The organism is Bradyrhizobium forestalis (genome assembly GCF_002795245.1).
GTDB classification, from domain to species: Bacteria; Pseudomonadota; Alphaproteobacteria; order Rhizobiales; family Xanthobacteraceae; genus Bradyrhizobium; species Bradyrhizobium forestalis.
In genome coordinates this window covers 20,165-42,941 of record NZ_PGVG01000035.1, presented here as the reverse complement: position 1 = coordinate 42,941, position 22,777 = coordinate 20,165, and the positions used below count along the sequence as shown (strand labels likewise).

The window sequence follows — 22,777 nt, the reverse complement described above, 5'->3', positions numbered from 1 at the left end:
CGGACTCCGCGGCTGCAATTCACTCAATCTCACGACACGCTAGGGGCGGCCGAGGTACCATGGATAGATTTGATTATGTGATCGTCGGCGCGGGCTCTGCCGGTTGCATCCTCACCAGCCGGCTCAGCGAAGATCCGAATGTCAGCGTCTGCGTGCTCGAGGCGGGCCCGAGCGATTGGCATCCCTACATTCATCTGCCGGCGGGCTTCATCAAGACCTTCCACATGAAGAGTATCAACTGGGCCTACCAGCAGGAGCCTGGTCCCTACACAGGCGGGCGCAGCATCTACGCGCCGCGCGGCAAGACGCTCGGCGGCTCCTCCTCGATCAACGGCCACATCTACAACCGCGGCCAGCGCATGGATTTCGACACCTGGGCGCAGATGGGCAATCGCGGCTGGGGCTATGCCGACGTGTTGCCTTACTTCAAGCGGCTGGAGAAGCGGGTCGGCGAGGGCGATAACACGTTCCGCGGGCGCGACGGCAATCTCATCGTCACCACGATGGACTGGCGCGATCCGCTCTGCGAAGCCTTCATGGAAGGCGCGGTCTCGCTCGGCATCCCCCGCAACCCCGATTACAACGGCAAGACCCAGGAAGGCGTCTCCTACTGCCAGCGCACCATCAACAACGGCCTGCGCGTCTCCGGCTCGACCGCGTTCCTCAAGCCCGCGATGAAGCGGCCCAACGTGCATGTGCACACCCACGCGCACGCGACCGAGATCATCTTCGAAGGCAAGCGCGCCGTCGGCGTGCGCTACACCAAGGGCGGCCGCGGCGGCACGCCGGTGGAGGTGCGCGCGAACAAGGAAGTGATCCTCTCCGGCGGCACCTATAATTCGCCGCAGCTGCTGCAGCTCTCCGGCGTCGGTTCGCCCGATCTGTTGCAGCAGCACGGCATCGCCGTGCGTCACGCGCTGCCAGTCGGCGAAGGCCTGCAGGACCATTACGCCCCACGTACGGTGGCGCGCGTAAAAGACATCAAGACCATCAACGAGCTCCGCCGCGGCTTCTCGTTGTGGATCGAGGCGCTGAAATGGGCGACCGCGCGCAAAGGCCTGCTGTCGCTGTCGCCGACCATGGTCTATTGCTTCTGGCATTCGGGCGAGAGCGCCGAGAGCTCAGACTTGCAGCTCACCTTCACGCCCGCCTCCTACAAGGAAGGCGTGCAGGGCCAGCTCGAGGACGAGCCCGGCATGACGGTGGCCTCCTGGCAGCAGCGCCCGGAGAGCCGCGGCTATGTCCGCATCCGCTCCAACGATCCGTTCGCGCCGCCGATCATCCAGACCAATTATCTCGACGCCGAGCTCGACCGCCGCGTCATCGTCGGCGGCATGAAGCTCGCGCGGCGGCTTTTGAAGAGTGCGCCGTTGTCGCCCTATTACGCCTACGAGGATTTCCCCGGCCCCAACGTCAACACCGACGACGAATTCCTGCACGCCGCCACCGAGCGCGGCACCACCACCTTCCACCCCGGCTGCACCTGCCGCATGGGTCCGGCGGATTCGACCTGGGCGGTGGTCGACGACCAGCTCCGCGTCCACGGCCTGGAGGGCCTGCGCGTCATCGACGCCTCGGTGATGCCCCGCATGATCTCGGCGAACCTCAACGCGTCAACGATGATGATCGCCGACCGCGCCTCGGACCTGATCCGCGGCAAGGCGCCGATGGAAGCCGCACGGATTCCGGACGCGGCGGTGGCGTGACGTCTTCGTAGGGGGGGTTAGCCGCGCGACTGCGCGAAGCGCAGGTCGCGCGGCGTAACCCACCACGTCTGTCGACGCGGAAAGAGGTGGGTTACGCTGACGCTAACCCACCCTGCGAGATCTGCTGTGTCGCCCCCGTCAACCCCTTCCCACAAAAATATTCCACTTTACCGAAATTCGGAAATGCGGCATAAGCCGAAACAGCCCGGCCCGTTGATGGGGGGCGGTTCGCGAGTCGTTCGAAACGCGGGCCGGGTTGCGGTGGACGCGGCAGCGTCGTGTGCGAGATGTCAAGGGCAGGGCGGATTGCTCTCCGTGAACCCGAGACTTCGTACGGACGAGCGGCGCTGAAAGCGTACGGCAAAACCGTGTGGTCCTGGCCGTCGTTGCTACGGTCAAGCCTTGGCGGATGCGGCAGTTGCGTCAACCGGCGCGGTGTCGGCGACTTTCGTCGGGGTGAGGGAGGCCAGAAGGAATTCGGCTCCCAGGAGAGCGCGGCATAAGCCGTCCGACCACTGCGCAGGGAGGGCCGTGTGTTCGGCACCACCTGTATGCTGCTGTGCGGCTTTCTGCGTGTGCCTTTTGCGCAGCAGACCGCGGGTGCGAGGTCAGCACCCGGCCTTCCCTGCGCCCTCTGTTTGAAGAGGGTGAGGATTGACGCAAAGCTCGGGCGAAATGCGCCGCGAGGACGCGAAGGCGTGTCTGCTCCCACGGACTCGCTGTCATCGCCCGGCTTGACCGGGCGATCCAGTATTCCAGAGGCGGATATGATTGAACCGAGGGGCCGCGGCGTACTGGATGCCCCGGTCAAGCCGGGGCATGACACCGATGGTGAGGCGACAGCTCAGCGCTATCGCAAGAGAGCGCGCGCCCTCAAACTTCCCGTCGGCTCAGGAACGCCAGCCGCTCGAACAGATGCACGTCCTGCTCGTTCTTGAGCAGTGCGCCGTGCAGCGGCGGGATCAGCTTGCGCGGGGCGCGCTCGCGCAGCTGCTCGACGCTCATGTCCTCGTTGAGCAGCAGCTTGAGCCAGTCGAGCAGCTCCGAGGTCGACGGCTTCTTCTTCAGGCCGGGCACTTCGCGCACCTCGAAGAAGATGCGCAAGGCCTCCTCGACCAGGCGCTTCTTGATGCCGGGGAAGTGGACGTCGACGATGCGGCCCATCGTGTCGGCGTCGGGGAACTTGATGTAGTGGAAGAAGCAGCGGCGCAGGAAGGCGTCCGGCAGCTCCTTCTCGTTGTTGGAGGTGATCATCATGATCGGGCGCTGCTTGGCCTTGATCGTCTCGCCGGTCTCGTAGACATGGAATTCCATGCGGTCGAGCTCGAGCAGGAGGTCGTTGGGGAATTCGATGTCGGCCTTGTCGATCTCGTCGATCAGGAGCACCGGGCGCTGCTCGGCGGTGAACGCTTCCCAGAGCTTGCCGCGCTTGATGTAGTTCTTGATGTCTGACACGCGGGCATCGCCGAGCTGGCTGTCGCGCAGGCGCGACACCGCGTCGTATTCGTAGAGGCCCTGCTGCGCCTTGGTGGTGGACTTGATGTGCCAGGTCAAAAGCGGCGCGTTCAGCGCCTTCGCCACTTCCTCCGCCAGCACCGTCTTGCCGGTGCCGGGCTCGCCCTTCACCAGGAGCGGGCGCTCCAGCACGATCGAGGCATTGACGGCGACCTTGAGATCGTCGGTGGCAACGTAGTCCTTGGTGCCTGTAAATTTCATTGCGCGTCCTTGTGGGTCGTCGGCCGGGACATTGCCAATTTCATGGCCCCGGTCGCGACATGGGAACGGCCGCACAGGGCGGCCGTTCCTGGTTCGGTCAGGCTTTCAGACCCGTCTTATCAGCGAAAGGATGACGAGCACAATCACCGCGCCGATCGTGGCGTCGACGATGGCGCCCAACGTGCCGGTGGCGAGCGCGATGTGCAGCTGGGGCAGCACCCAGCTCGCGACCAGCGCGCCGATGATGCCGACGACGATGTTGCCGACCAGCCCAAATCCCGCCCCATGGACAATCTTGCCCGCGAGCCAGCCTGCGATCGCGCCGATGATGAGCGCGGCGAGAATTCCCATTGCAAACGTCCCCAAAACAACCCCTTGAGGCAGTCAATTCTAGAGCAAAAAGCTCATGGGTCCACGCTGAATTGGTTCGCCGACGCGCGTGGTTCACCTCTCCCCAGCGGGGAGAGGTCGATTTGCGCAGCAAATCGGGTGAGGGGGCTCGGGCCTCACGAGGGAGCGAAACCCCTCACCCGGCACTGCGTGCCGACCTCTCCCTACGGGAGAGGTGAAGCGGCGCCCCTTGACGCCAGCCACCCGACGGGCAATCTGTCACTCATGTTCCTGCAATTCTTCACCTCTCTGCGCGACGCGCAGGTCCCCGTGACGCTGCGCGAATACCTCACGCTGATGGAGGCGCTCGACGCTGACCTCGCGGACTACACGGTCGAGAACTTCTATTACCTGTCGCGCGCTTCGCTGGTGAAGGACGAGCGCAATCTCGACAAGTTCGACCGCGTTTTCGGCACGGTGTTCAAGGGGCTGGAAAACCTGCTCGACGCCATGCAGAAGGCCGAGATCCCCGAGGAGTGGCTGAAGAAGCTCGCCGAGAAGTACCTGACGGAAGAAGAGAAGAAGCAGATTGAGGCCATGGGCTGGGACAAGCTCATGGAGACCTTGAAGAAGCGCCTCGAGGAACAAAAGGGCCGGCACCAGGGCGGCAGCAAATGGATCGGCACGGCGGGTACCTCGCCGTTCGGCGCCCACGGCTACAATCCCGAAGGCGTGCGCATCGGCCAGGAGAAGAACCGCAACAACCGCGCCGTGAAGGTGTGGGACAAGCGCGAGTTCAAGGATTTGGACGGCAATGTCGAGCTCGGCATCCGCAACATCAAGGTGGCGCTGCGCCGCCTGCGCAAGTTCGCGCGCACCGGCGCGCCTGACGAGCTCGATCTCGACACCACCATTCGCGAGACCGCCAATCACGGCTATCTCGACGTGCACATGCGCCCCGAGCGGCGCAATGCGGTGAAGCTCCTGGTGTTCTTCGATATCGGCGGCTCGATGGACGCGCATATCGAGCAGGTCGAGGAGCTGTTCTCGGCGGCGAAGAGCGAGTTCAAGCATATGGAGTATTTCTACTTCCACAACTGCCTCTATGAAGGCGTGTGGAAGCAGAACAAGCGCCGCTTCACCGACCGCACGCCGACCTGGGACGTGCTGCACAAATACCCGCACGACTACAAGGTCGTGTTCGTCGGCGACGCCTCGATGAGCCCATACGAGATCATGGTGCCCGGCGGCTCGGTCGAGCACGTCAACGAGGAGCCCGGCTCGGTCTGGCTCGACCGCATCATCCGCACCTATCCGCATGCGGTGTGGCTGAACCCGGTGCAGCAGAAGCACTGGGACTATTCGGAATCCACCACCATCATCAAACGCATCTTCGCGAACCGGATGTATCCGATCACGATCGAAGGTCTGGAAAATGCGATGAAGGAATTGACGCATTAGCTCCTTGTCATTCCGGGGCGCGCGAAGCGCGAACCCGGAATCCATCGGGAGGCAGAGTTAGCAGCGAAATGGATTCCGGGCTCGCGCTATGCGCGCCCCGGAATGACAACAAGAGGGAGAAACCCATGCCCCAAAACATCACCCGCGGCATCAAGGCGCTGATCGACGAGGCCAATGCCGAGATCGAGACGCTCTCGGCCAAGGACGCCATCGAGATCTCCAAGAACGGCGACGTCATCATCGTCGACATCCGCGATCCCCGCGAGATCGAGCGCGACGGCCGCATCCCCGGCGCCTTCGCCTGCACGCGCGGCATGCTGGAATTCTGGATCGACCCGCAGAGCCCGTACGCCAAGCCGATCTTCCAGGAGGACAAGAAGTTCGTCTTCCACTGCGCCGGCGGCCTGCGCTCCGCGCTCGCGGCCAAGACCGCGCAGGACATGGGTCTCAAGCCCGTCGCCCACATCGCCGGCGGCTACGCCGCCTGGCGCGACGCCGGCGGACCCACGGAAGCGTGGGAGCCGAAGAAGAAGGGGGGAGGCCTCACTCTCTCCACTCGTCATTCCCCGCGTAGGCGGGGAATCCAGTACGCCGCGCCCCATCGGTTGAATCACAACCGCCTCGGAGTACTGGATCGCCCGATCGAGCCGGGCGATGACAGCTGAGTTTGACGCGCACTGCTTCAATCTCGCTTGCACCGCGCATGGCCCCGAATGACTGCAAGGAAAGACCAATGAGCCCCACCGACCCCCTCGTCTCCACCGAATGGCTCGCCGCCCATATCAACGACGCCAACGTCAAGATCCTCGACGCCAGCTTCAAGCTACCGGGCGTGCTGCCGCTGCCGAAGGACGACTACCTCGCCGCGCATCTGCCGGGCGCTGCGTTCTTCGACGTCGATGCGGTGTCGGATCATTCCAACCCGCTGCCGCACATGTATCCGAGCGCCGAGCAGTTCGGCCGTGACGTCGGCAATCTCGGCATCGGAAATGGCGACACCGTCGTGCTCTACGATGCCGGCGGCTGGGTGGCTGCGCCGCGCGCATGGTGGATGTTCCTGTCCTACGGCCACGGCAATGTGCGCATCCTCAATGGCGGCCTGAAGAAGTGGCGCGCCGAAGGGCGCGCGACCGAAAGCGGCGAGGTGAAGCCGAAGCCGGCGACGTTCAAGGCGAGCTACGATTCAAGGCGCGTGCGCAGCATGCAGCAGCTCATTGGCAACGTCGCAAGCCGCGCCGAGCAGGTGATCGACGCGCGCGCCGCCGACCGCTTCGAAGGCCGCGTGCCCGAGCCGCGGCCGGGCATTCGCTCCGGTCATATCCCGGGCGCCCGCAACGTGCCCTACAATCTGCTGTTCGATGCCGCGACCGGCACCATGAAGCCGCTCGAGGATTTGCGCGCCGCCTTCACGGGCGCCGGCGTCAAGTTGGACCAGCCGATCGTGACGAGCTGCGGCTCCGGTGTGTCGGCGGGCGTGCTGACGCTCGCGCTGTATCGCCTCGGCATCACCGACACCGCGCTCTATGACGGCTCGTGGTCGGAATGGGGCCAGGCCGGCGGCCCGCCGATCGCAACCGGGCCGGCGTGAGCTACAACGACGGTGCGCTCCCTCGCCCCGTTCTTACGGGGAGAGGGTTGGGGTGAGGGGCCTCTCTCCACACGATGAGATTATCGAGGGACCTGTACCCCCTCACCCGGATCGCAAGAGCGATCCGACCTCTCCCCGCAAGCGGGGAGAGGTGAAGAAAGATCACCGCGTGCGCGCGGTCGTCGCAAACGCCTGCGGCTGACCGAACGGGTCGAGCTGCTGCTGTAGCTGCTGAGGCGGCGGGCGCCGCACCCCGCGGGGCCGCTTCTTGGTCTTCGCCTTGCGCTTCGTCGCCTTGCTGTCGGATGCGCTGCCGTCCGCCTTGTTGCTCCCGGCCTTGGCCTTCGCCGGCGCGTCCTTCACCGCCGTGGTCGCGGGATCGTTCAGCGCTGCCGCCTTAAGCGCGGCGACATCGATCGCCGAGGAGGCGAGGGCGGCAGTGGGGTCAACAGGCGCCGGCTCGCTGGCGGTTGCGGCAGGCTTGGCCTCGGGGATCGAGGCCGTGGTGTCGGCCGGGGTAAGCGTGTCGGTGGAGGCCGTCACTGCAGCCTCCGCGGTTGCTTCGGGCTTGGCCGGTTCGACAGCCGGCGCTTCTGCCGGGGGCGCGGCGACCTGCGGCTGAACGTCGGTCTCGGTCGCCAGCGCGGCAACCTGCTCCGGCTCGCTCGCCGGCAGTCCAATGGTCGGCACCTGGTCACGCAGCGATGGCGTGGTCTCGGCGGGCACCTCCGGCTCGGCCCGCAACACCGCGAGCACCGGCTGGGCCGGCTCGGGCACTTGCGCAAACACCTGCTCCTGCGGGCCGTTCCGCCAGGCGGGGTTGCTGACATACTGCTGATGGGTCGTCCGCAGCAGCGCGGCGGCCCCTAGGCCGAACACCAGGATGGAGGTTGACAGCAGGATCGCGGCAAACAGGAAGCGAAAGCCGGGAAGCATCGAGCGATTGCGAATTTCCGCCCCGGCGGCGAGGTGGCCAGGGCCCAAGAGCCATCTGAACGCGGTGACGGTACTGCTTGCCGCGTTCGCCACGCGGGACTGGAGCTTAAAAAAGGTGGCGAATCAGGCTGATTCGACCATATCGCAACGCTTCCGCATCGTTCCGTTAAAATCGCGGCCGAACATCGCGGCAATTGATGGCGCGATACGATTTCGGCCCCGTGATGCATCGGGGCAACGGTAGTCTTGCGGATCACAAATCGGCAAATCCTGCGCAAATAAGCCTGATATGTCTTGAATGTGCCGCTATCTTCCGTCATCTGGCCGTTAACGGTCCGATCGGGCTTGGGGACTATACAAGAGCGATGATGATCAAACACTTTCTGACGATATGCGCTGCCGCAACAGTCGCTGCGGCGGGAACCTCGCTCGCTCAGGCTCAGAGCTATCCGGTCCAGCAGGCGCCGAGCTATGGCGCCCCAGCCGAATATCGGCCCGGTGACCGCACGCCGAATTTCGATGCGATGGACGAAGACGACGACGCGATGCCGCAGGCTTCGCTGCCGTCGCCCGGTCCGGCCGACGATCCGCGCTACGGCCGCCCGGCCGGCGCGCCTCCGGTCTATTCCGCCGCCCCGCAGGGGCCGGTGATGTCGCCGGACGATCCCCGTTATGGCCGTCCGGCTGGCGCTCCGCCGGTCTATTCGGCGGCGCCGCCCCAGGGCCCCGTGATGTCGCCCGATGATCCCCGTTACGGCCGGCCCGCCGGTCCGCCGCCGGTGATCTACGCCAATCGTCCGGGCAAGCAGGCGCCCGCCAATGATGGCCTGCGTCCGCCCGAGGCCGTGGGGGGCCCCGCCGCAACCGGGGCGGTCCAGGCCGCGCAGCCGCCCGCCGGCGCCGATGGCCGGCCGATGACATTGGCCTCGCTGCCTCCCGAGGAGCAGCCCGATGCTGCGCCGGTGCAGCTGCCGCCGAACCTGCGCCGCCAGGAGGTCGCGTTCCAGACCAAGGAGCCGGCCGGCACGCTCGTGGTCGATACGCCCAACACCTACCTCTATTACGTCCTCGGAGGCGGCCGCGCGATCCGCTACGGGGTCCGCGTCGGCCGCGACGGCTTCACCTGGACCGGCGTGCAGAAGATCACCCGCAAGGCGGAGTGGCCGGACTGGCATCCGCCGACCGAGATGATCGAGCGTCAGCCCTATCTGCCGCGCTTCATGGCCGGCGGCCCGGGCAATCCGCTTGGCGCCCGCGCGATGTATCTCGGCTCGACCGTGTACCGCATCCACGGCACCAACCAGCCCTCGACCATCGGCAAGTTCGTCTCGTCCGGCTGTATCGGCATGCTGAACGAGGACGTCTCCGACCTGTTCGATCGCGTCAAGGTCGGCACCCGCGTGGTGGTGATGCCGGGCGGCCCGCCGCCGGGAACGGCGACGGCCTCCGCTGCGCCGACGCCGAGCGCCGCCGGGCCGGCCCCGATGTCCGCTCAGGCTGGCCCCGTTCCGGGTACGCAGCCGACCGTGGTGCCCCCGCTGCCCGCGCCGGTCACCGTGCGCTGAGCGCTCCGCCAGAACTCGAATTGCAATGGGCGTGCCTCGGCACGCCCATTGTCGTTTCAGGCCAGCTTCCGCGGCAGCTCGCCGCCCCTGGTGAAGGCGTCGATCGCCTCGACCATCTGGCTGTAGTGGATGCGCAACCCGTCCGCGGTCGCGTAGCCGAGATGCGGCGTCAGCACGAGGTTGTCGAGCTTGCGGAAGGGATGGTCGACCGGCAGCGGCTCGACCGAGAACACGTCGAGCCCGGCGCCCGCGATCTTCCGCTGCTGCAACGCTTCGAGCAGCGCTTGCTCGTCCACGATCGGCCCGCGCGCGGTGTTGACGAGGAAGGCGGTCGGCTTCATCCGCGCGAGATCGGCGCGGCCGACGAGGCCACGCGAGCGCTCACTCAGCACCACGTGGATGGTGACGATGTCGGCCTTGGCGAACAGCTCCTCCTTGCTGGCATAGCCGACGCCGGCTTCCTTGCACTTCTCCGGCGTGAGGTTCGGGCTCCAGGCGATCACGTTCATGCCGAACGCTTTCGCGATCCCCGCCATCTTGCTGCCGAGCTTGCCGAGCCCGACGACGCCGAGCGTCATCCCTTCGATCTCGACGCCGGCAAAACTCTGCCAGGGCTCGCCCGCATGCATGCGTGCATTCTCGCGGCCGATGCCGCGGGTCAGCTCCAGGATCAGGCCCATGGTGAGCGGCGCGGTCGGATCGCGGGAATATTGGGTGCCGCCGATGGCGATGCCGCGCGCCTTCGCAGCCTCCATATCGATGGAAGCGTTGCGCATGCCTGAGGTCAGCAGCAGCTTCAGCTTGGGCAGCTTATCGAACAGGCTCTTGGGGAAAGCGGTGCGCTCGCGCATCGCGCAGATGACGTCGAAATCCGCCAGTGCGCTCGCCGCGGCCTGCTCGGAGGCGAAGGGATGGCTGAACACGGTGACGTCAACACGGTCCGACAGCTTCGGCCAGTCCGCGACGTCGAGGGCGAGGTTGAAATAGTCGTCGAGAATTGCATAGCGCAGCCGGCTCATCGGCGTTCATCCATGGCGAGAGGTGGCGGCGCAAGCGGGCGCCATCGTCGGAACCTGGCCATGGTTGCGCGCAATCAGTCCCGCGCGCAAGCCGCTCGCGTCTTCAAAAGTCCGATAGAAAAGCGGGCTCAGAGGTCGCGGGGCTTGAGACGGAACGGCGCATCCATGCCGTGCTTGGCGCGCCAAGCGGGACCAGGCCCACGCATGTAGTGCAGCTCGGGCCGGTAGGGATTGAAGGCGGTGGCGAAGAAGCGCTTCCAGAAACCCTTGACCTCCGAGACGAACCCGGAGACGTGGCCGGCTTCTGCCGGAACAGGAAGTGAGTGGGTCTCGATCAGTGCCATGACGCTGTCTCGCTGTGCTCCCGTTCATTCCGAGCGGGTGGCGCTGTTTCCGCGCGAAACCGAGCTTTGGCCTGATTTATTAAAAGATGGTTTCAATTGTCCGGATCTGGGTCCGGATGGTGTCCGGACCGTATTCATCCGTGGTGAACGGACGGAAAACGTTGCCCTTTGGGGGCGGGATCGTTACATCGGCGGCAAGCAAATTCCCTCAAATCGAAGGTTTCACGGGACCGATGGCGCGCCAGTTCATCTATTTCATGCAGGGCCTGACCAAGAGCTACCCGACCCGGAAGGTGCTCGATAACATCCATTTGTCGTTCTACCCGGACGCCAAGATCGGCGTGCTCGGCGTCAACGGCTCGGGCAAGTCGACGCTGCTCAAGATCATGGCCGGCCTCGACAAGGAATACACCGGCGAGGCCTGGGTCGCCGAGGGCGCCCGCGTCGGCTATCTCGAGCAGGAGCCCCACCTCGATCCTGCGCTGACCGTGCGCGAGAACGTCATGCGGGGCGTCGCCAAGCAGAAGGCGATCCTCGATCGTTACAACGAGCTCGCCGTCAACTATTCGGACGAGACCGCCGATGAGATGACCAAGCTGCAGGACGAAATCGAGGCCCAGGGCCTGTGGGATCTCGACAGCAAGGTCGACCAGGCCATGGACGCGCTGCGCTGTCCGCCCGACGATGCCGACGTGACGAAACTCTCCGGCGGTGAGCGCCGCCGCGTCGCGCTGTGCCGGCTGCTGCTCGACCAGCCCGAACTGTTGCTGCTGGACGAGCCGACCAACCATCTCGACGCCGAGTCGGTGTCGTGGCTGGAAGGGCACCTGCGCAACTATCCCGGTGCGATCCTGATCGTCACCCACGACCGCTACTTCCTCGACAACGTCACGGGCTGGATCCTCGAGCTCGATCGCGGCCGCGGAATCCCGTACGAGGGCAACTACTCGTCCTGGCTGGTGCAGAAGCAGAAGCGTCTGGAGCAGGAGGGACGCGAGGACGCGGCGCACCAGAAAACGCTCGCTCGCGAGCAGGAATGGGTCGCGTCGTCGCCGAAGGCACGCCAGGCCAAGTCGAAAGCGCGCTACCAGCGCTATGAGGAGCTGCTCAAGAAGGCGAGCGAGAAACAGACTCAGACCGCGCAGATCATCATTCCGGTCGCCGAGCGGCTCGGCGCCAACGTGGTCGATTTCGAGGGTCTCAGCAAAGGTTTCGGCGATCGCCTCCTGATCGACAATCTCACCTTCAAGCTGCCGCCCGGTGGCATCGTCGGCGTGATCGGCCCCAACGGTGCCGGCAAGACCACGTTGTTCAGGATGATCACCGGCCAGGAGAAGCCGGACTCCGGCACGATCACGGTCGGCGAGACCGTGCATCTCGGTTACGTCGACCAGTCGCGCGACGCGCTCGACGGCAAGAAGACCGTATGGGAGGAGATCTCCGGCGGCAACGAGCTGATCCTGCTCGGCAAGAAGGAAGTCAACTCGCGCGGCTATTGCTCGTCGTTCAACTTCAAGGGCGCGGACCAGCAGAAGAAGGTCGGCGCACTCTCCGGCGGTGAACGCAACCGCGTGCATCTTGCCAAGATGCTGAAGTCTGGCGCCAACGTGCTGCTGCTCGACGAGCCCACCAACGACCTCGACGTCGACACGCTGCGCGCGCTCGAAGAGGCGCTGGAGGACTTTGCCGGTTGCGCTGTCATCATTAGCCACGATCGCTGGTTCCTCGACCGCATCGCGACCCATATCCTGTCCTTCGAAGGCGACAGCCACGTCGAATGGTTCGAGGGCAACTTCCAGGATTACGAGAAGGACAAGATGCGCCGGCTCGGCCAGGACAGCATCATTCCGCATCGCGTGAAGTACAAGAAGCTGACGCGGTGATCTCGGCATGATGCGGCGGGCGCTCATCGCTGCGGTGATCGTCGTCACCTGCGGCTGGTCGTCCGCCCGCGCCGCCGACGCCGCCTTCACCCAGTTCATCGCCTCGCTCTGGCCGGAAGCGCAGGCGGCCGGCGTCTCGCGCGCGACGTTCGACGAGCAGACGCGCGGGCTCGAGCCGGACTACAAGCTGCCTGATCTGATCCTGCCGGGCCGACCGGCGACCGGTGCGCCGTCGCAGGCCGAGTTCGTGCAGGTGCCGGCCGACTACGTCAAGGAAGCGTCGATCGCGCGCCTTGCCGGCGAGGGGCAGCGGCTGCTGCAGAAATATCGCACGGCGCTGACCGAGATCGAGAAAAGCTCGGGCGTGCCTGCCACTGTCATGCTCGCGATCTGGGGGCGCGAGACCGATTATGGCCGCTACACGCTGCCCTACGATCTCGTCCGCGTGCTGGCGACGCAGGCCTATGTCGGCCGCCGCAAGGATCAGTATCGCAACGAGTTCGTCCTCGCGCTGAAGATCCTGGGCGAAAGCGTGGTAACGCGCAAGGACATGCGTTCGTCCTGGGCCGGCGCCACCGGGCTGACGCAGTTTCTGCCCTCGGAATATTACAAGCATGGCGTCGATTTCGACGGCGACGGCCGCATCGACATCTGGCACTCGGTGCCGGATGCGCTCGCCTCCGCCGCACAGCAACTCGTCAACAAGGGCTGGCAGAGCGGGGTGCGCTGGGCCTACGAGGTGCAGGCGCCGGCGAAGGTCGATTGCACGGTTGGCGTGCCGGAGGTGACGAAGCCGATCGGCCAGTGGCTGCGCGAAGGTTTTGTGCCGGTGCGTGGGCAAAAGCTCAGCTCGGCCGAGCAGGCGCAGCCGGCCTCGCTGCTCCAGCCGGAGGGAATTTACGGCCCGTCGTTCCTGACCACGAAGAATTACTTCGTCATCAAGGAATACAATTTCTCCGACCTCTACGTGCTGTTCGTCGGCCATCTCAGCGATCGCATGACCAGCCCGCTGCCGTTCGCGACGCCCTGGTCGGCCAGCAAGCAGTTGCGCACCAAGGACGTCGAGACCATGCAGCGCGGGTTGACGCGTATCGGGCTCTACAAGGACAAGATCGACGGCAAGGCCGGCATGCAGACACGCGCGGCGCTCGGCGCCTATCAGAAGTCGGCGGGTCTAAAGGTCGATTGCTGGCCGAGCGAAGAGGTGTTGCGCTCGATCGAGGCGGCGCGATAGCGCGGCAGCAAAAGAAAAAGCCCGGCCAAGGTGCTTGGCCGGGCTTCGATCGTGGCGCGGATACGCGCGTAGCGATCAGATCAGTAGCAAACGCGAACCGGACGGACGACCCAGCCGTAACCGTCCCAATACCGCTCACGACGCCAGTAGCAGGGCGGGGGCGGCGGGCCGGGCTCGGCGACATAGACGGGGCCGCCATAGGCGGGACGGCTCGACGCAATGGCGCCGCCGACGATCGCGCCGCCGATCAGGCCGGCCGCAATGCCGGCGCCGACGCCGTCACCGGCTTTGGCGGACGGGGTGGCGGTCACCAGCGAACCGGCGACCGTCGCAACCGTAAGGGCGGCAACTAAAGTCTTGTTCATGCTCTTGGCTCTCCTGGGAGATGGGTTCCTCCTGTTAGAGGCGCCCGGGTTTCAAAGGTTCACGCACACTCTGATGGAATTGGCCTTGCAGCTAGGAAGCGCGCAAATGGTCAACCCACGGTAAACGCACGCGGAGCTGTGACGAGAAAAAGCGGTCTTTTTCAGGCTCCGAGATGAACGGCCCATCCGTAGTGAACCGGTCCTGGCGACTTAGCCACAGACTCTGACGCGGCGGACGCGCCAGGCATAGCCGTCCCAGAAGCGCTGCTTCTGCCAGACGCAGCCGCCGTAATAGTCGTCGGCAACATAGCCTGGACCGGGGGCGTAGTAGCGCGGCGGGTAGTAGCCCGGCTCATAGTAGCCATAGCCGGGTCCGTAATAATACGGAGAAGCCAGCGCGCCACCGACAATGGCGCCGCCGATGATCCCGGCCGCCACGCCCGCGGCGACGCCGCGCTGGGCATGGGCCGGTGTTCCGGCCGCCAGGGCCAGGGTGGCGACGGCAGCGACCGCCAGGAGCGACTTCTTCATTGGCTTGACCTTTCAGACGAACACGCGGGAACTCTTTGGGGCGTAGGGTTCCATACTTCGCTTGAATGATCAATGAACGGCACCTTTGCCGGCGACGACCAATGGATATGGCCCCCAGCCTCACCGGGAGACAATGATGGGCAACGCAATGGTCAATGCATTGATTGCCGCCGGAATCGTTTTCGCGATCGGCTACGGCTGGATCGCACACCTCCAGAACCGCGCACGGCGCTCCCGCGCCGCCGCCGGCAACGACGGAGGGAGCAGCGGAGGCGACAGCTATTCCGGACCGAGCGACGGCTTCTCGCTGGGAAGCTGGTTTTCCAGTGACAGCTCGGGGAGCTCGACTGACGGCGGCAGCTGTTCCAGCAGCGATGGCGGAAGCAGCGGTGGGGATTGCGGAGGTGGCGGCGATGGTGGTGGAGGCGGTGGTGGCGACTAGAGCCCCGCAAATCTTGATCCAGCGCAACGGCTGTTTTAGAGCCGTTCTAGGCTGTTGACCGGGCCAGTTTGGAATAGCTTCAAATACCGGTTTTTCCTTTTGCATCCGGCCGGCCTGTTAAATATCGATGATGGCGCATCACCGAAGGGCCTGCCGCTTCCATGATCGTTTGTTCCTGTAACGTGCTGAGCGATGATGACATCCGCGCCGCCGTCGCCGAGTCCGACGATGCCGTGCGCCACGCCAAGCAGGTCTATGGATGTCTTGGCTGTAGTGCCGAATGCGGTCGCTGCGCCCGGACCATCAAGACCATCATCGACGAAGCGCTCGGCCCCTGCGCCCAGTCCTGCTGCGCCGGCTGTCCCCACAGCCATACCGTGGCCGCCAATGACGAAACGGCTGAACGCGCGCAGTTCGCCCTCGCGGCCTGCTAAAAGCTTCCGCAACGTCGGCTGAGTTTTTCCCCGGCTGCGTCCGCGCGGCTGATTGCCCTTGTCCGCAAACTCATTTAGAAGCATTCTAAATTCGGCTAGGGCCGATTTGGACTGCAAGAGCTGGAGTGAACCATGCAGGGCGACCCAAAAGTCATCGACTATCTCAACAAGGCGCTGCGTCACGAGCTGACTGCGATCAATCAGTACTGGCTGCACTACCGCTTTCTCGACAATTGGGGCCTCCTCGACATGGCCAAGGTCTGGCGCAAGGAGTCCATCGAGGAGATGGAGCATGCCGACAAGCTCACGGCGCGCATCCTGTTCCTCGACGGCTTCCCGAACATGCAGGTGCTCGATCCCCTGCGCATCGGCCAGAACGTCAAGGAGATCATCGAATGCGACCTCGCCGCCGAGATGAGCGCGCGGGCGCTGTACCAGGAAGCGGCGACCTACTGCCACGGCGCCAAGGATTACGTTACGCGTGACCTGTTCGAGAAGCTGATGAGCGACGAGGAGCACCACATCGACTTCCTCGAAACCCAGCTCGACCTGATCGGCCGCATCGGCCTCGAGCTCTACACCCAGAAGCATGTCGGCGGGCTCGAGGGCGAGGGGCATTAAGCTCCGGCCTTAGCCACACACCCAGTGTCGTCCCTGCGCAAGCAGGGACCCATACTGCGGAATCTATCGATCGTCGCCGGTAGCAGTACCGAACGACGAGTCTTCGTCAAACGACGTCCTGTGGTGATGGGTCCCGGATTGCGCTTCGCTTGTCCGGGACGACATCGTGGTTGTCGCCCCAGCTACAGCTGCGTCTTGTAGAGCTCTTCCACGATCTCCTGACTCTGTGGTTCGCCCAAGCCCGTTTGCTCGTGAATGACCGTAACGATGCTCGGCATCACCGAGCGCGGCACCTTCTCCGACGACCACAGCTTCGAGCGCATCAGCGCCTTGCCGCAATGGAAATAGACCTCGCTGACGGCGACGTTCAGCACCGCGCGCGGCGGCTTGCCGAATTCGACCATCGAGGCGAGCAGATCCGGATCGGCCGACAGCGTGCCGCGTCCGCCGACGCGCAGTGTCTCGTCGATCCCCGGCACGAAGAACAACAGGTGCACGAAGCCCGAACCTTCGACGACGTTCCGAAAACTATCGATGCGGTTGTTGCCGGACCGGTCGGGCATCAACAGCTGGTTGGGACCGGCGACGTGGACGAAGCCGATGCCGCCGCCGCGCGGCGAAGCGTCGACGCTGCCGTCCGCGCCCGACGTCGCGAGCACGCAGAACGGCGACATCTCGATGAACTTCCTCGCATGCGCATCGATCGCGGGCCGTGCCTTCGCGATCACGCGCGGGCTCGGCTTGGCATAGATGGTGGCGAGGTCTTCGGCGCTAAGATCGGTCAACGGCATGCCTCCGCTTCAACTCGGCTCAAAACTACCCGATCGGGCGTCTCCAGCCAACGAAATCCATCGCGCTAGACTGCATCCGCCGGCACGAAACAGCTGATGATGATGGCACCGCGGTGGTGAACGTACCACACCACGGCCTGGCCGACCGGATTGCCACGATCACGAATGATGGCGCGCTCAGGCACCGCCATCCATTGTCCCTCGATCGGCACCCAATAGGCGCCGCCGCGCACGTCGTAGTCGGTGCGATGGCCGTCGGAGATGTCGCAGCAGGGCACGCCGTTCGGCGCGATCACGCTCTTGAACCAGGCGCGGATATCGGGCGGGACGTGATCATATTGCCCGTTGTCGAACGCGAACGCGGCGCTCGTCAGCGCCGTCGTTGCGGTTAGCCAGACGCACAGTGCGAGCCTGTGCATGCGATCCTCCTCGTCGCGCGTCGATTCGTATCGTTCATGCGATTAAGCCCGAGCTGGCGGCGCAATGCATGCTCAAATAATATGCGGCGGCGGAGCGCCGCACGTGATGCATTGCGATATGAGCGCGTTCTTGGTGATCCCTACATCGCGCGCTGCGGCGCGGTTTGAAGAAACTGCCTGATAGGCTCGCTGTAGAATTTGGCGTTGCCCGTGGTGCCGTGGCCGCGCGTCTCGGTGCTCGCGGGGATCAGGTACAGGCGGCCGTTCTTGACCCGCTTCATCGCGGCATCCGTGATGCCGGTCTCGGGTGGGTTGCGCTCGTCGTCGGCGGAATTGATCAGCAGCAGCGCGGCCTCGATCGCCTCCAGCTTCTCGCCAGCATTGTAGTCGCGCGATGACTCCCACTGATAGAGGAAGTCGTTGGCATCCGCCGTGATCGGCGTCGCCAGCCGGTCGTCGACCATCTTGTCAGCCTTGGCCGCGGTCGGCGCCTGCGATTGATAGGCGAGCGTCCCGCCGATGCTCGCGATGCCGTAGGCGGTGATGGCATATTTCATCATGCGCGGCTGGGCGGTGTAATTGCCGCCGTTGTAGTCGGGATCGTTGCGGATGGTGTCGAGCATGATCCGCCGCAGCATCCAGTTGCGCGATGCCATCTCGGTCGGCTGCGAGGCCATCGGGATCAGCGCGTCCATCGCCTTCGGATATTTCTCGCCCCACAGCCAGGTGTGCATGCCGCCCATCGAATTGCCGATGACGAGCCGCAGATGCTTGACGCCGAGCCCTTCCGTCACCAGGCGATATTGCGCCTCGACCATGTCCTCGTAATCGTATTTCGGAAAGCTCGTCTTCATGCCGTCGGACGGTTTTGACGATTTGCCGTGGCCGATACTGTCGGGAATGATGATGTAGTATTTGGACGCATCGAGCGGCTGCCCCGCGCCGAACAGCTCGCCGGCAAAGGACGGCGTCAGCATGCTCGCGCCCGAGCCGCCCGTTCCGTGCAGCACCAGCACGGGCTGGCCGGTCGGCTCGCCGACGGTGGTGTAGTGCAGCTTCAGCTCCGGCATGGTTTCGCCGGTGTGGAACTTGAAATCCCTCGCGATCCAGTCGCCCTGCTTTGGGGGCGGGTAATCGGCGGACAAGACCGGTGTGGAGATAGCCAGTGTCGAGAGGGACAGCAGGATGGCAGACAGTGCCGCGCGACAGGCTCTCATGTTCATCTCCCCCGTTGCGGCTCATGGTCGGCGGCCGCGTTGCGGCGGAACTTAACAGAAGTGCAGGGGAAGATGTAGGATTTCGTCGTCGTCGATCGTCCTTGAGGGAAACATCCGGAGATCCTGCATGTGCCGCAACATCAAGACGCTGTTCAACTTCGAGCCGCCGGCGACGGAGGACGAGATTCACGCCAGCGCGCTGCAGTTCGTGCGAAAGCTGTCGGGTTTCAACAAGCCGTCGCAGCTCAACGAGGCGGCGTTCGAGCGTGCGGTGGCCGAGGTCTCTGAGGCCGCACGAAGACTCCTGACGTCGCTGCATACGCATGCCCCGGCGCGCGACCGTGAGGTCGAGGCGGAAAAGGCGAAAGAGCGCTCGCGGCTGCGTTTCGGCTCGTGAACGACGCGCTCAGTGATCTGGCTCACGGTATCTGCTGTCTCAGCTTGCGATGGTGGTGGCCGGGGTTTTGATCGCCCGGAGCACGACCATGAGCCGCCCCCTTCTTCCGTTGAAAGCAGGTGCCATCGTCTTCACGCTGCTATGGACCGCGTGGATGATGTGGTGGAGCGGCTCGTTCTCGAGCGCAAACGTGATCATCCTCGCCCTGTGCGGCACGGCGGTCGGCTATCTCTGGTATCGCGCCATGCGCTGGCAGTTCGAGCGCATGGGCATGTTGTCGCAACGCGAGGATCGGCCGAAATAGGTTCGTCTGCTAGTGGCCGTGCCTCTTCTTTTTCTTTTTCTTCTTGTGATCGTCGCCGTCATCGCTCTCGTCATCGACGCTTGCGTGGTCAGTCTCCTGGACGGCGGCCTCGAGCGCTTCGCGCTCGGCGGCTTCGCGTTCGCGCTGGCGGCGGCGTTCGTCCCAGGCGTCGAAGAGCTGGTCGAGCCACGGCAGCACTTGCTCGATCGACGGCAATTGGCCGGGCGGCCCCGGCTCGCCGCGCGGGCCTTGCGGCCCCGCTGGCCCCTGCGGTCCGAGAGGTCCCTGTGGTCCGGCGGCTCCGCGTGGGCCGGCTTCGCCCTGCTTGCCTTGCGGACCGGGCTTGCCAGGCGGGCCGGCCTTTCCGATCGGTCCCGGCTTGCCCTGCGGCCCCGGCTTGCCGCGCGCCCCGTCGGGACCACGCCGGCCCGGATGACCCTGCGGCCCCGGCCGTCCCGGCTCGCCTTGCCGCCCGCGCGGACCCTGAGGTCCCTGCCGTCGTCCCTGATCGTCTGCCACGCCACTGCTCCCTGTCACGGAAGCAAGCTACTTAGCGGCGTTTGACGACAGCAGCAATTCCGCCGGCGTATCGCGCCACGCTTGATCAACGTCAATCGACGGAGCGGCCGGCCGTGTCATCGATCGCGCACGGCCAGACCCCTTGCGAGAACGACTGATGTGCGAAGCGTGGAAAGTCTTTTGCCTGTTCGCTGTCGTTCTCGCGGCCGCGCTCGGCCTCGATCACCTGCTGGTGCCTGACATCGTGCCGGTCGCATTCGCCGAGGAGCCGCAACCGATATGGGCCGTCATGACGGCCTTCCTGCTCCGCGCGGTCGAGCTGATCGCCGCCTCGGTCGCGATGATCGCGTTTGCGGTCATCGCCGGCGTGCATCTGCGGCACGAGCTGCGCCGCTTGTCGCGCAGCACGTCGTCGCGGGCGGACTGATGTCACACGCTAGTCTTGATAGGCAGGCACCTCGATGCCGGAGGCGGCATAGAGCCTGATCTTGTTGCGCAGCGTGCGCACCGACAGGCCGAGCACGCGCGAGGCACGCGTGCGGTTGCCGTCACAGCGCGCCAGCGTCTGGAGCACGAGCTCGCGCTCGACCTCGTCGACGGTGGCGCCGATCAGCATCGGAACGATCTGATTCGGAGCAAGAAATTGTGCGTCCGGCTCGGACGCAGCGACATGAACAGTGGTCATCGACACACCTCCCGACCAACGCCCGCTCCCATCGCTGGAAGCGGATCGAGAACCAACGACCCCCAAGCCGTAGATCCACGGTGGCCGGGTTTGGTTAATGAAGGGTTAACCGGGGGGCGATCGCACCAATTGACCTCAGGAATGCCGCGAAGCCGCCGCGATTGGTGCGACATGCATCGTGATGCGGACCTATCTCGTTCCGCACCCCTCGTTGTCATGCCGCGCCACCGGGTCTCGCCTTCGGCGAGCCCGATGACAGGCTCCGGCGGGGCATCCAGTACGCCGCGGCCTCTCGGTGTCTGACTATCGTCTCTGGAATACTGGATCGCCCGCCTTCGCGGGCGATGACACCGTCTGTGTTGCGGGAGCCCGGCGCCTCACACCGTCCGATACCCGCCATCCACCATCACGATCGTTCCGGTGACATAGGCCGACATGTCCGATGCGAGGAAGATCGCAGGTCCGACGATATCCTCGGGCTTGCCGGTGCGGGCCAGCGGGGTGTGATCGACGAAGGCCTGCACCAGCGCCGGATTGGTCGCGCGCACATTGGCGTTGATGTTGGTTTCGATGAAGCCGGGGCCGATCGCGTTGACGCGCACGCCTTCCTTGCCGAGCTCGACCGCGAGCGCCTTGGTGAAGCCGAGCACGCCGTGTTTCGAAGTCGTATACGCCGCCGAGCTCGGCGTGCGCAGATGCACGAAGGACTGGATCGAGCCGATATTGACGATGCGGCCTTTGCTCGCGCGCAAGGGGCTAAGGAACGCCTGCGTCATGTTGAAGACGCCGTTGAGGTTGAGCGAGATGATGTCGTTCCAGTCCTTCGCCACCGTCTCGGTCTCGGCGGTGAAGGCGTTGCGGCGGGTGATGCCGGCGTTGTTGACGAGGATCGAGACCTGTCCGACCTTGCCCGCGACCTGCTTGGCCAGCGCAAAGCAATCCTCCCGCCGGGTCACGTCGAGCGCAAAGCTCTCGGCCTTGCCGCCCGCTTGCCGGATCTCCTGCGCGGCCTCCGCCACCGTCTCGGCGTTGACGTCGAGCAGCACGACCTGCGCGCCCTCGCGCGCATAACCGGCGGCGATCGCCCGGCCGATGCCGGAGCCGGCACCCGTGACGACGGCGATGTGGTTTGCGAGCAATGCCATGACATATTCCTCCCGATTTCGTTTCGAAGTTTCACGAAAAGCTAACTCGAAATTAAGGGGTCGGAAACGGCGGCCTTGGCATACTGATCTTGATTGCTAAACGTTGCGCGCATGATGGAACGGCTCGACTCCTGGAAACCCGCTCTCGAACGCCTGCGGTCGGCGCACGCGCCCGATTGGGCCGAGGCGGGCCGGCTCTTGGCGGAGATCGTGCGGATGAGCAGCGACGTCACGCTGCGTCAGGCCGCCGAGCAGGCGCTTCCGGTGCTGCGCCAGGCCGTGGACAATGACGATCACGGCGTGACGCTGGCGGCCCAGCGTCGTCTCGGCGTGGTGCTCGAGGTCGTCCATGATCTCACAGCGCCGCGCTTCGGTCGCCGCAACGCCATGCCGAAGCAGCTCTCGAGCGAGGATCGCGCCCGCAAGGTGCTCGGCCTGCCGCTCGCGGTGCAGCTCACCTGCGAGGACATCAACCAGGCCTATCGCCGTGCCGCCAAGGGCATGCATCCCGACCAGGGCGGCAGCGCGCAAGCCTTCATCGACCTCGCCGCCGCACGCGACATCCTGATCCATCCAGGGGCGCACAAGGACGCGTGAGCGCGCGTCAGCTCCCGCTTGCGCAACACAAAAAACAACCGGGCAAGGACGCTGGCGTCCTTGCCCGGCTCTTCGTCCGCCGATCGAATTGTTACCAGCTGCAGTGGCCGTTCTTCAGCGCGGCATCCTTCACCACGAGCGCGTCGAGGAAGGTCGGCACGGTCGCGCTGGCGCGGTGATAGCCGGCCGGCCACGGCGCGGTCGGGATGCTCTCGTCCCAGATCTGGCAGAAGCCGGTGTCCTGCCAGCGGATCAGGTGATAGCTGGCTTCGGCAGGGCTCGCGGCGACGAACGCGGTGACGGCAAGACCGGCGGCAGCGCACAGCACGGAAAGACGACGCATGATCAGCTCCTCAAAATGAATGATGTGATGCGCCTCCCGACAATGACGGGAGGGGGTGGTGCGGGACGCTTTGGGGGGACGCGCCCCGGACAAGATGTGAGTAGCTGCTTGTGCTGATCAGGTTCAAACAAGGCGGGAAAAGACGAGGGCGGATCGCTCGCGCGACCCGCCCTTCAAATGCGATC

The 22,777-nt window shown here is 65.0% G+C and carries 27 protein-coding genes and 1 pseudogene; 14 read left to right on the top strand and 14 right to left on the bottom strand.

Annotated features, from left to right (window positions below):
- The first annotated feature begins 59 nt into the window (after positions 1-59).
- Positions 60-1,706, top strand: coding sequence for a GMC family oxidoreductase (locus CVM73_RS30375; protein WP_100235462.1), 1,647 nt, complete (start codon positions 60-62; stop codon positions 1,704-1,706).
- Between the two features lie 873 nt (positions 1,707-2,579).
- Here CVM73_RS30375 and CVM73_RS30365 read toward each other — a convergent pair.
- On the bottom strand, positions 2,580-3,422 hold the full coding sequence (locus tag CVM73_RS30365) for an AAA family ATPase (RefSeq protein ID WP_100235461.1): 843 nt from the start codon (positions 3,420-3,422) through the stop codon (positions 2,580-2,582).
- A gap of 105 nt (positions 3,423-3,527) precedes the next feature.
- Complete coding sequence (locus tag CVM73_RS30360; RefSeq protein ID WP_100235460.1) at positions 3,528-3,773, bottom strand: GlsB/YeaQ/YmgE family stress response membrane protein; 246 nt, start codon at positions 3,771-3,773, stop codon at positions 3,528-3,530.
- Between the two features lie 264 nt (positions 3,774-4,037).
- On the opposite strand from CVM73_RS30360, the gene CVM73_RS30355 reads away from it, so the two are divergent.
- From CVM73_RS30355 to sseA, 3 genes and pseudogenes are all read left to right on the top strand, one after another.
- Positions 4,038-5,213, top strand: coding sequence for a vWA domain-containing protein (locus CVM73_RS30355; protein ID WP_100235459.1), 1,176 nt, complete (start codon positions 4,038-4,040; stop codon positions 5,211-5,213).
- A gap of 125 nt (positions 5,214-5,338) precedes the next feature.
- Positions 5,339-5,749: pseudogene (locus tag CVM73_RS30350) on the top strand (rhodanese-like domain-containing protein); the annotation flags it as partial.
- A 197-nt stretch (positions 5,750-5,946) separates the two neighbouring features.
- Positions 5,947-6,801 (top strand): 3-mercaptopyruvate sulfurtransferase, encoded by an 855-nt coding sequence (sseA, locus tag CVM73_RS30345; RefSeq protein ID WP_100235458.1) that lies wholly within the window; start codon positions 5,947-5,949, stop codon positions 6,799-6,801.
- A gap of 162 nt (positions 6,802-6,963) precedes the next feature.
- Here sseA and CVM73_RS30340 read toward each other — a convergent pair whose 3' ends face one another.
- Positions 6,964-7,737, bottom strand: coding sequence for a hypothetical protein (locus CVM73_RS30340; protein WP_208639260.1), 774 nt, complete (start codon positions 7,735-7,737; stop codon positions 6,964-6,966).
- A 368-nt stretch (positions 7,738-8,105) separates the two neighbouring features.
- Here CVM73_RS30340 and CVM73_RS30335 point away from each other — a divergent pair, with 368 nt between their 5' ends.
- Positions 8,106-9,302, top strand: a complete 1,197-nt coding sequence (locus tag CVM73_RS30335; protein ID WP_167407148.1) for a L,D-transpeptidase family protein — start codon at positions 8,106-8,108, stop codon at positions 9,300-9,302.
- A 56-nt stretch (positions 9,303-9,358) separates the two neighbouring features.
- Here the strand turns inward: CVM73_RS30335 and CVM73_RS30330 are convergent, their stop codons facing one another.
- Both CVM73_RS30330 and CVM73_RS30325 read right to left on the bottom strand, forming a co-directional pair.
- Positions 9,359-10,321, bottom strand: a complete 963-nt coding sequence (locus CVM73_RS30330; RefSeq protein ID WP_100235455.1) for a D-2-hydroxyacid dehydrogenase family protein — start codon at positions 10,319-10,321, stop codon at positions 9,359-9,361.
- Between the two features lie 128 nt (positions 10,322-10,449).
- Positions 10,450-10,665 (bottom strand): hypothetical protein, encoded by a 216-nt coding sequence (locus CVM73_RS30325; protein ID WP_100235454.1) that lies wholly within the window; start codon positions 10,663-10,665, stop codon positions 10,450-10,452.
- A 233-nt stretch (positions 10,666-10,898) separates the two neighbouring features.
- Here CVM73_RS30325 and ettA point away from each other — a divergent pair, with 233 nt between their 5' ends.
- Both ettA and CVM73_RS30315 read left to right on the top strand, forming a co-directional pair.
- A complete protein-coding gene (gene ettA / locus CVM73_RS30320) occupies positions 10,899-12,548 on the top strand; it encodes an energy-dependent translational throttle protein EttA (protein ID WP_100235453.1) in 1,650 nt (549 codons plus the stop codon).
- A 7-nt stretch (positions 12,549-12,555) separates the two neighbouring features.
- Complete coding sequence (locus CVM73_RS30315; RefSeq protein ID WP_100235452.1) at positions 12,556-13,782, top strand: lytic murein transglycosylase; 1,227 nt, start codon at positions 12,556-12,558, stop codon at positions 13,780-13,782.
- An 80-nt stretch (positions 13,783-13,862) separates the two neighbouring features.
- Here CVM73_RS30315 and CVM73_RS30310 read toward each other — a convergent pair whose 3' ends face one another.
- On the bottom strand, positions 13,863-14,147 hold the full coding sequence (locus tag CVM73_RS30310; RefSeq protein ID WP_100235451.1) for a hypothetical protein: 285 nt from the start codon (positions 14,145-14,147) through the stop codon (positions 13,863-13,865).
- Positions 14,148-14,357: 210 nt separating this feature from the next.
- Positions 14,358-14,678, bottom strand: a complete 321-nt coding sequence (locus CVM73_RS30305) for a hypothetical protein (RefSeq protein ID WP_100235450.1) — start codon at positions 14,676-14,678, stop codon at positions 14,358-14,360.
- A 133-nt stretch (positions 14,679-14,811) separates the two neighbouring features.
- Between CVM73_RS30305 and CVM73_RS30300 the strand changes: the two genes are divergently transcribed.
- From CVM73_RS30300 to bfr, 3 genes are all read left to right on the top strand, one after another.
- Complete coding sequence (locus tag CVM73_RS30300) at positions 14,812-15,120, top strand: hypothetical protein (RefSeq protein WP_100235449.1); 309 nt, start codon at positions 14,812-14,814, stop codon at positions 15,118-15,120.
- A 161-nt stretch (positions 15,121-15,281) separates the two neighbouring features.
- Positions 15,282-15,554 (top strand): (2Fe-2S)-binding protein, encoded by a 273-nt coding sequence (locus CVM73_RS30295; protein ID WP_100235448.1) that lies wholly within the window; start codon positions 15,282-15,284, stop codon positions 15,552-15,554.
- A 132-nt stretch (positions 15,555-15,686) separates the two neighbouring features.
- Positions 15,687-16,175, top strand: a complete 489-nt coding sequence (bfr, locus tag CVM73_RS30290) for a bacterioferritin (RefSeq protein WP_100235447.1) — start codon at positions 15,687-15,689, stop codon at positions 16,173-16,175.
- A gap of 182 nt (positions 16,176-16,357) precedes the next feature.
- Here bfr and CVM73_RS30285 read toward each other — a convergent pair whose 3' ends face one another.
- The 3 genes from CVM73_RS30285 to CVM73_RS30275 all read right to left on the bottom strand — a co-directional run bounded on the left by CVM73_RS30285 (position 16,358) and on the right by CVM73_RS30275 (position 18,602).
- A complete protein-coding gene (locus tag CVM73_RS30285; RefSeq protein ID WP_100235491.1) occupies positions 16,358-16,960 on the bottom strand; it encodes an MSMEG_1061 family FMN-dependent PPOX-type flavoprotein in 603 nt (200 codons plus the stop codon).
- 71 nt (positions 16,961-17,031) lie between these two features.
- Entirely contained in the window at positions 17,032-17,385 is a 354-nt protein-coding gene (locus tag CVM73_RS30280; protein ID WP_100235446.1) for a hypothetical protein, read from the bottom strand.
- A 140-nt stretch (positions 17,386-17,525) separates the two neighbouring features.
- On the bottom strand, positions 17,526-18,602 hold the full coding sequence (locus tag CVM73_RS30275) for an alpha/beta fold hydrolase (RefSeq protein WP_100235490.1): 1,077 nt from the start codon (positions 18,600-18,602) through the stop codon (positions 17,526-17,528).
- 127 nt (positions 18,603-18,729) lie between these two features.
- Between CVM73_RS30275 and CVM73_RS30270 the strand changes: the two genes are divergently transcribed.
- Positions 18,730-18,999: a DUF2277 domain-containing protein gene (locus CVM73_RS30270; protein WP_100235445.1), complete on the top strand. Its 270-nt coding sequence runs from the start codon at positions 18,730-18,732 to the stop codon at positions 18,997-18,999.
- A gap of 88 nt (positions 19,000-19,087) precedes the next feature.
- Positions 19,088-19,303, top strand: coding sequence for a hypothetical protein (locus CVM73_RS30265; protein ID WP_100235489.1), 216 nt, complete (start codon positions 19,088-19,090; stop codon positions 19,301-19,303).
- A 9-nt stretch (positions 19,304-19,312) separates the two neighbouring features.
- Here CVM73_RS30265 and CVM73_RS30260 read toward each other — a convergent pair whose 3' ends face one another.
- Complete coding sequence (locus tag CVM73_RS30260) at positions 19,313-19,822, bottom strand: collagen-like domain-containing protein (protein WP_100235444.1); 510 nt, start codon at positions 19,820-19,822, stop codon at positions 19,313-19,315.
- Positions 19,823-19,979: 157 nt separating this feature from the next.
- Here CVM73_RS30260 and CVM73_RS30255 point away from each other — a divergent pair, with 157 nt between their 5' ends.
- A complete protein-coding gene (locus CVM73_RS30255) occupies positions 19,980-20,249 on the top strand; it encodes a hypothetical protein (protein WP_100235443.1) in 270 nt (89 codons plus the stop codon).
- A 9-nt stretch (positions 20,250-20,258) separates the two neighbouring features.
- Here CVM73_RS30255 and CVM73_RS30250 read toward each other — a convergent pair whose 3' ends face one another.
- The gene (locus tag CVM73_RS30250) at positions 20,259-20,507 is read right to left on the bottom strand and encodes a helix-turn-helix domain-containing protein (protein WP_100235488.1); all 249 of its coding nucleotides are present in this window, start codon (positions 20,505-20,507) and stop codon (positions 20,259-20,261) included.
- A gap of 377 nt (positions 20,508-20,884) precedes the next feature.
- Entirely contained in the window at positions 20,885-21,652 is a 768-nt protein-coding gene (locus tag CVM73_RS30245) for an SDR family NAD(P)-dependent oxidoreductase (protein ID WP_100235442.1), read from the bottom strand.
- A gap of 111 nt (positions 21,653-21,763) precedes the next feature.
- Here CVM73_RS30245 and CVM73_RS30240 point away from each other — a divergent pair, with 111 nt between their 5' ends.
- Positions 21,764-22,249, top strand: a complete 486-nt coding sequence (locus CVM73_RS30240) for a molecular chaperone DnaJ (protein WP_100235441.1) — start codon at positions 21,764-21,766, stop codon at positions 22,247-22,249.
- Positions 22,250-22,340: 91 nt separating this feature from the next.
- Here CVM73_RS30240 and CVM73_RS30235 read toward each other — a convergent pair whose 3' ends face one another.
- Positions 22,341-22,592 (bottom strand): hypothetical protein, encoded by a 252-nt coding sequence (locus tag CVM73_RS30235; RefSeq protein ID WP_100235440.1) that lies wholly within the window; start codon positions 22,590-22,592, stop codon positions 22,341-22,343.
- Between the last annotated feature and the right edge of the window lie 185 nt (positions 22,593-22,777).

Excerpts from the sequence above, each read along its gene's own strand:
- CVM73_RS30375 (WP_100235462.1), top strand. The coding sequence starts at position 60 with ATGGATAGATTTGATTATGTGATCGTCGGCGCGGGCTCTGCCGGTTGC.
- CVM73_RS30365 (WP_100235461.1), bottom strand. The coding sequence starts at position 3,422 with ATGAAATTTACAGGCACCAAGGACTACGTTGCCACCGACGATCTCAAG.
- CVM73_RS30360 (WP_100235460.1), bottom strand. The coding sequence starts at position 3,773 with ATGGGAATTCTCGCCGCGCTCATCATCGGCGCGATCGCAGGCTGGCTC.
- CVM73_RS30355 (WP_100235459.1), top strand. The coding sequence starts at position 4,038 with ATGTTCCTGCAATTCTTCACCTCTCTGCGCGACGCGCAGGTCCCCGTG.
- sseA (WP_100235458.1), top strand. The coding sequence starts at position 5,947 with ATGAGCCCCACCGACCCCCTCGTCTCCACCGAATGGCTCGCCGCCCAT.
- CVM73_RS30340 (WP_208639260.1), bottom strand. The coding sequence starts at position 7,737 with ATGCTTCCCGGCTTTCGCTTCCTGTTTGCCGCGATCCTGCTGTCAACC.
- CVM73_RS30335 (WP_167407148.1), top strand. The coding sequence starts at position 8,106 with ATGATCAAACACTTTCTGACGATATGCGCTGCCGCAACAGTCGCTGCG.
- CVM73_RS30330 (WP_100235455.1), bottom strand. The coding sequence starts at position 10,321 with ATGAGCCGGCTGCGCTATGCAATTCTCGACGACTATTTCAACCTCGCC.
- CVM73_RS30325 (WP_100235454.1), bottom strand. The coding sequence starts at position 10,665 with ATGGCACTGATCGAGACCCACTCACTTCCTGTTCCGGCAGAAGCCGGC.
- ettA (WP_100235453.1), top strand. The coding sequence starts at position 10,899 with ATGGCGCGCCAGTTCATCTATTTCATGCAGGGCCTGACCAAGAGCTAC.
- CVM73_RS30315 (WP_100235452.1), top strand. The coding sequence starts at position 12,556 with ATGATGCGGCGGGCGCTCATCGCTGCGGTGATCGTCGTCACCTGCGGC.
- CVM73_RS30310 (WP_100235451.1), bottom strand. The coding sequence starts at position 14,147 with ATGAACAAGACTTTAGTTGCCGCCCTTACGGTTGCGACGGTCGCCGGT.
- CVM73_RS30305 (WP_100235450.1), bottom strand. The coding sequence starts at position 14,678 with ATGAAGAAGTCGCTCCTGGCGGTCGCTGCCGTCGCCACCCTGGCCCTG.
- CVM73_RS30300 (WP_100235449.1), top strand. The coding sequence starts at position 14,812 with ATGATGGGCAACGCAATGGTCAATGCATTGATTGCCGCCGGAATCGTT.
- CVM73_RS30295 (WP_100235448.1), top strand. The coding sequence starts at position 15,282 with ATGATCGTTTGTTCCTGTAACGTGCTGAGCGATGATGACATCCGCGCC.
- bfr (WP_100235447.1), top strand. The coding sequence starts at position 15,687 with ATGCAGGGCGACCCAAAAGTCATCGACTATCTCAACAAGGCGCTGCGT.
- CVM73_RS30280 (WP_100235446.1), bottom strand. The coding sequence starts at position 17,385 with ATGCACAGGCTCGCACTGTGCGTCTGGCTAACCGCAACGACGGCGCTG.
- CVM73_RS30275 (WP_100235490.1), bottom strand. The coding sequence starts at position 18,602 with ATGAGAGCCTGTCGCGCGGCACTGTCTGCCATCCTGCTGTCCCTCTCG.
- CVM73_RS30270 (WP_100235445.1), top strand. The coding sequence starts at position 18,730 with ATGTGCCGCAACATCAAGACGCTGTTCAACTTCGAGCCGCCGGCGACG.
- CVM73_RS30265 (WP_100235489.1), top strand. The coding sequence starts at position 19,088 with ATGAGCCGCCCCCTTCTTCCGTTGAAAGCAGGTGCCATCGTCTTCACG.
- CVM73_RS30255 (WP_100235443.1), top strand. The coding sequence starts at position 19,980 with ATGTGCGAAGCGTGGAAAGTCTTTTGCCTGTTCGCTGTCGTTCTCGCG.
- CVM73_RS30250 (WP_100235488.1), bottom strand. The coding sequence starts at position 20,507 with ATGACCACTGTTCATGTCGCTGCGTCCGAGCCGGACGCACAATTTCTT.
- CVM73_RS30245 (WP_100235442.1), bottom strand. The coding sequence starts at position 21,652 with ATGGCATTGCTCGCAAACCACATCGCCGTCGTCACGGGTGCCGGCTCC.
- CVM73_RS30240 (WP_100235441.1), top strand. The coding sequence starts at position 21,764 with ATGATGGAACGGCTCGACTCCTGGAAACCCGCTCTCGAACGCCTGCGG.
- CVM73_RS30235 (WP_100235440.1), bottom strand. The coding sequence starts at position 22,592 with ATGCGTCGTCTTTCCGTGCTGTGCGCTGCCGCCGGTCTTGCCGTCACC.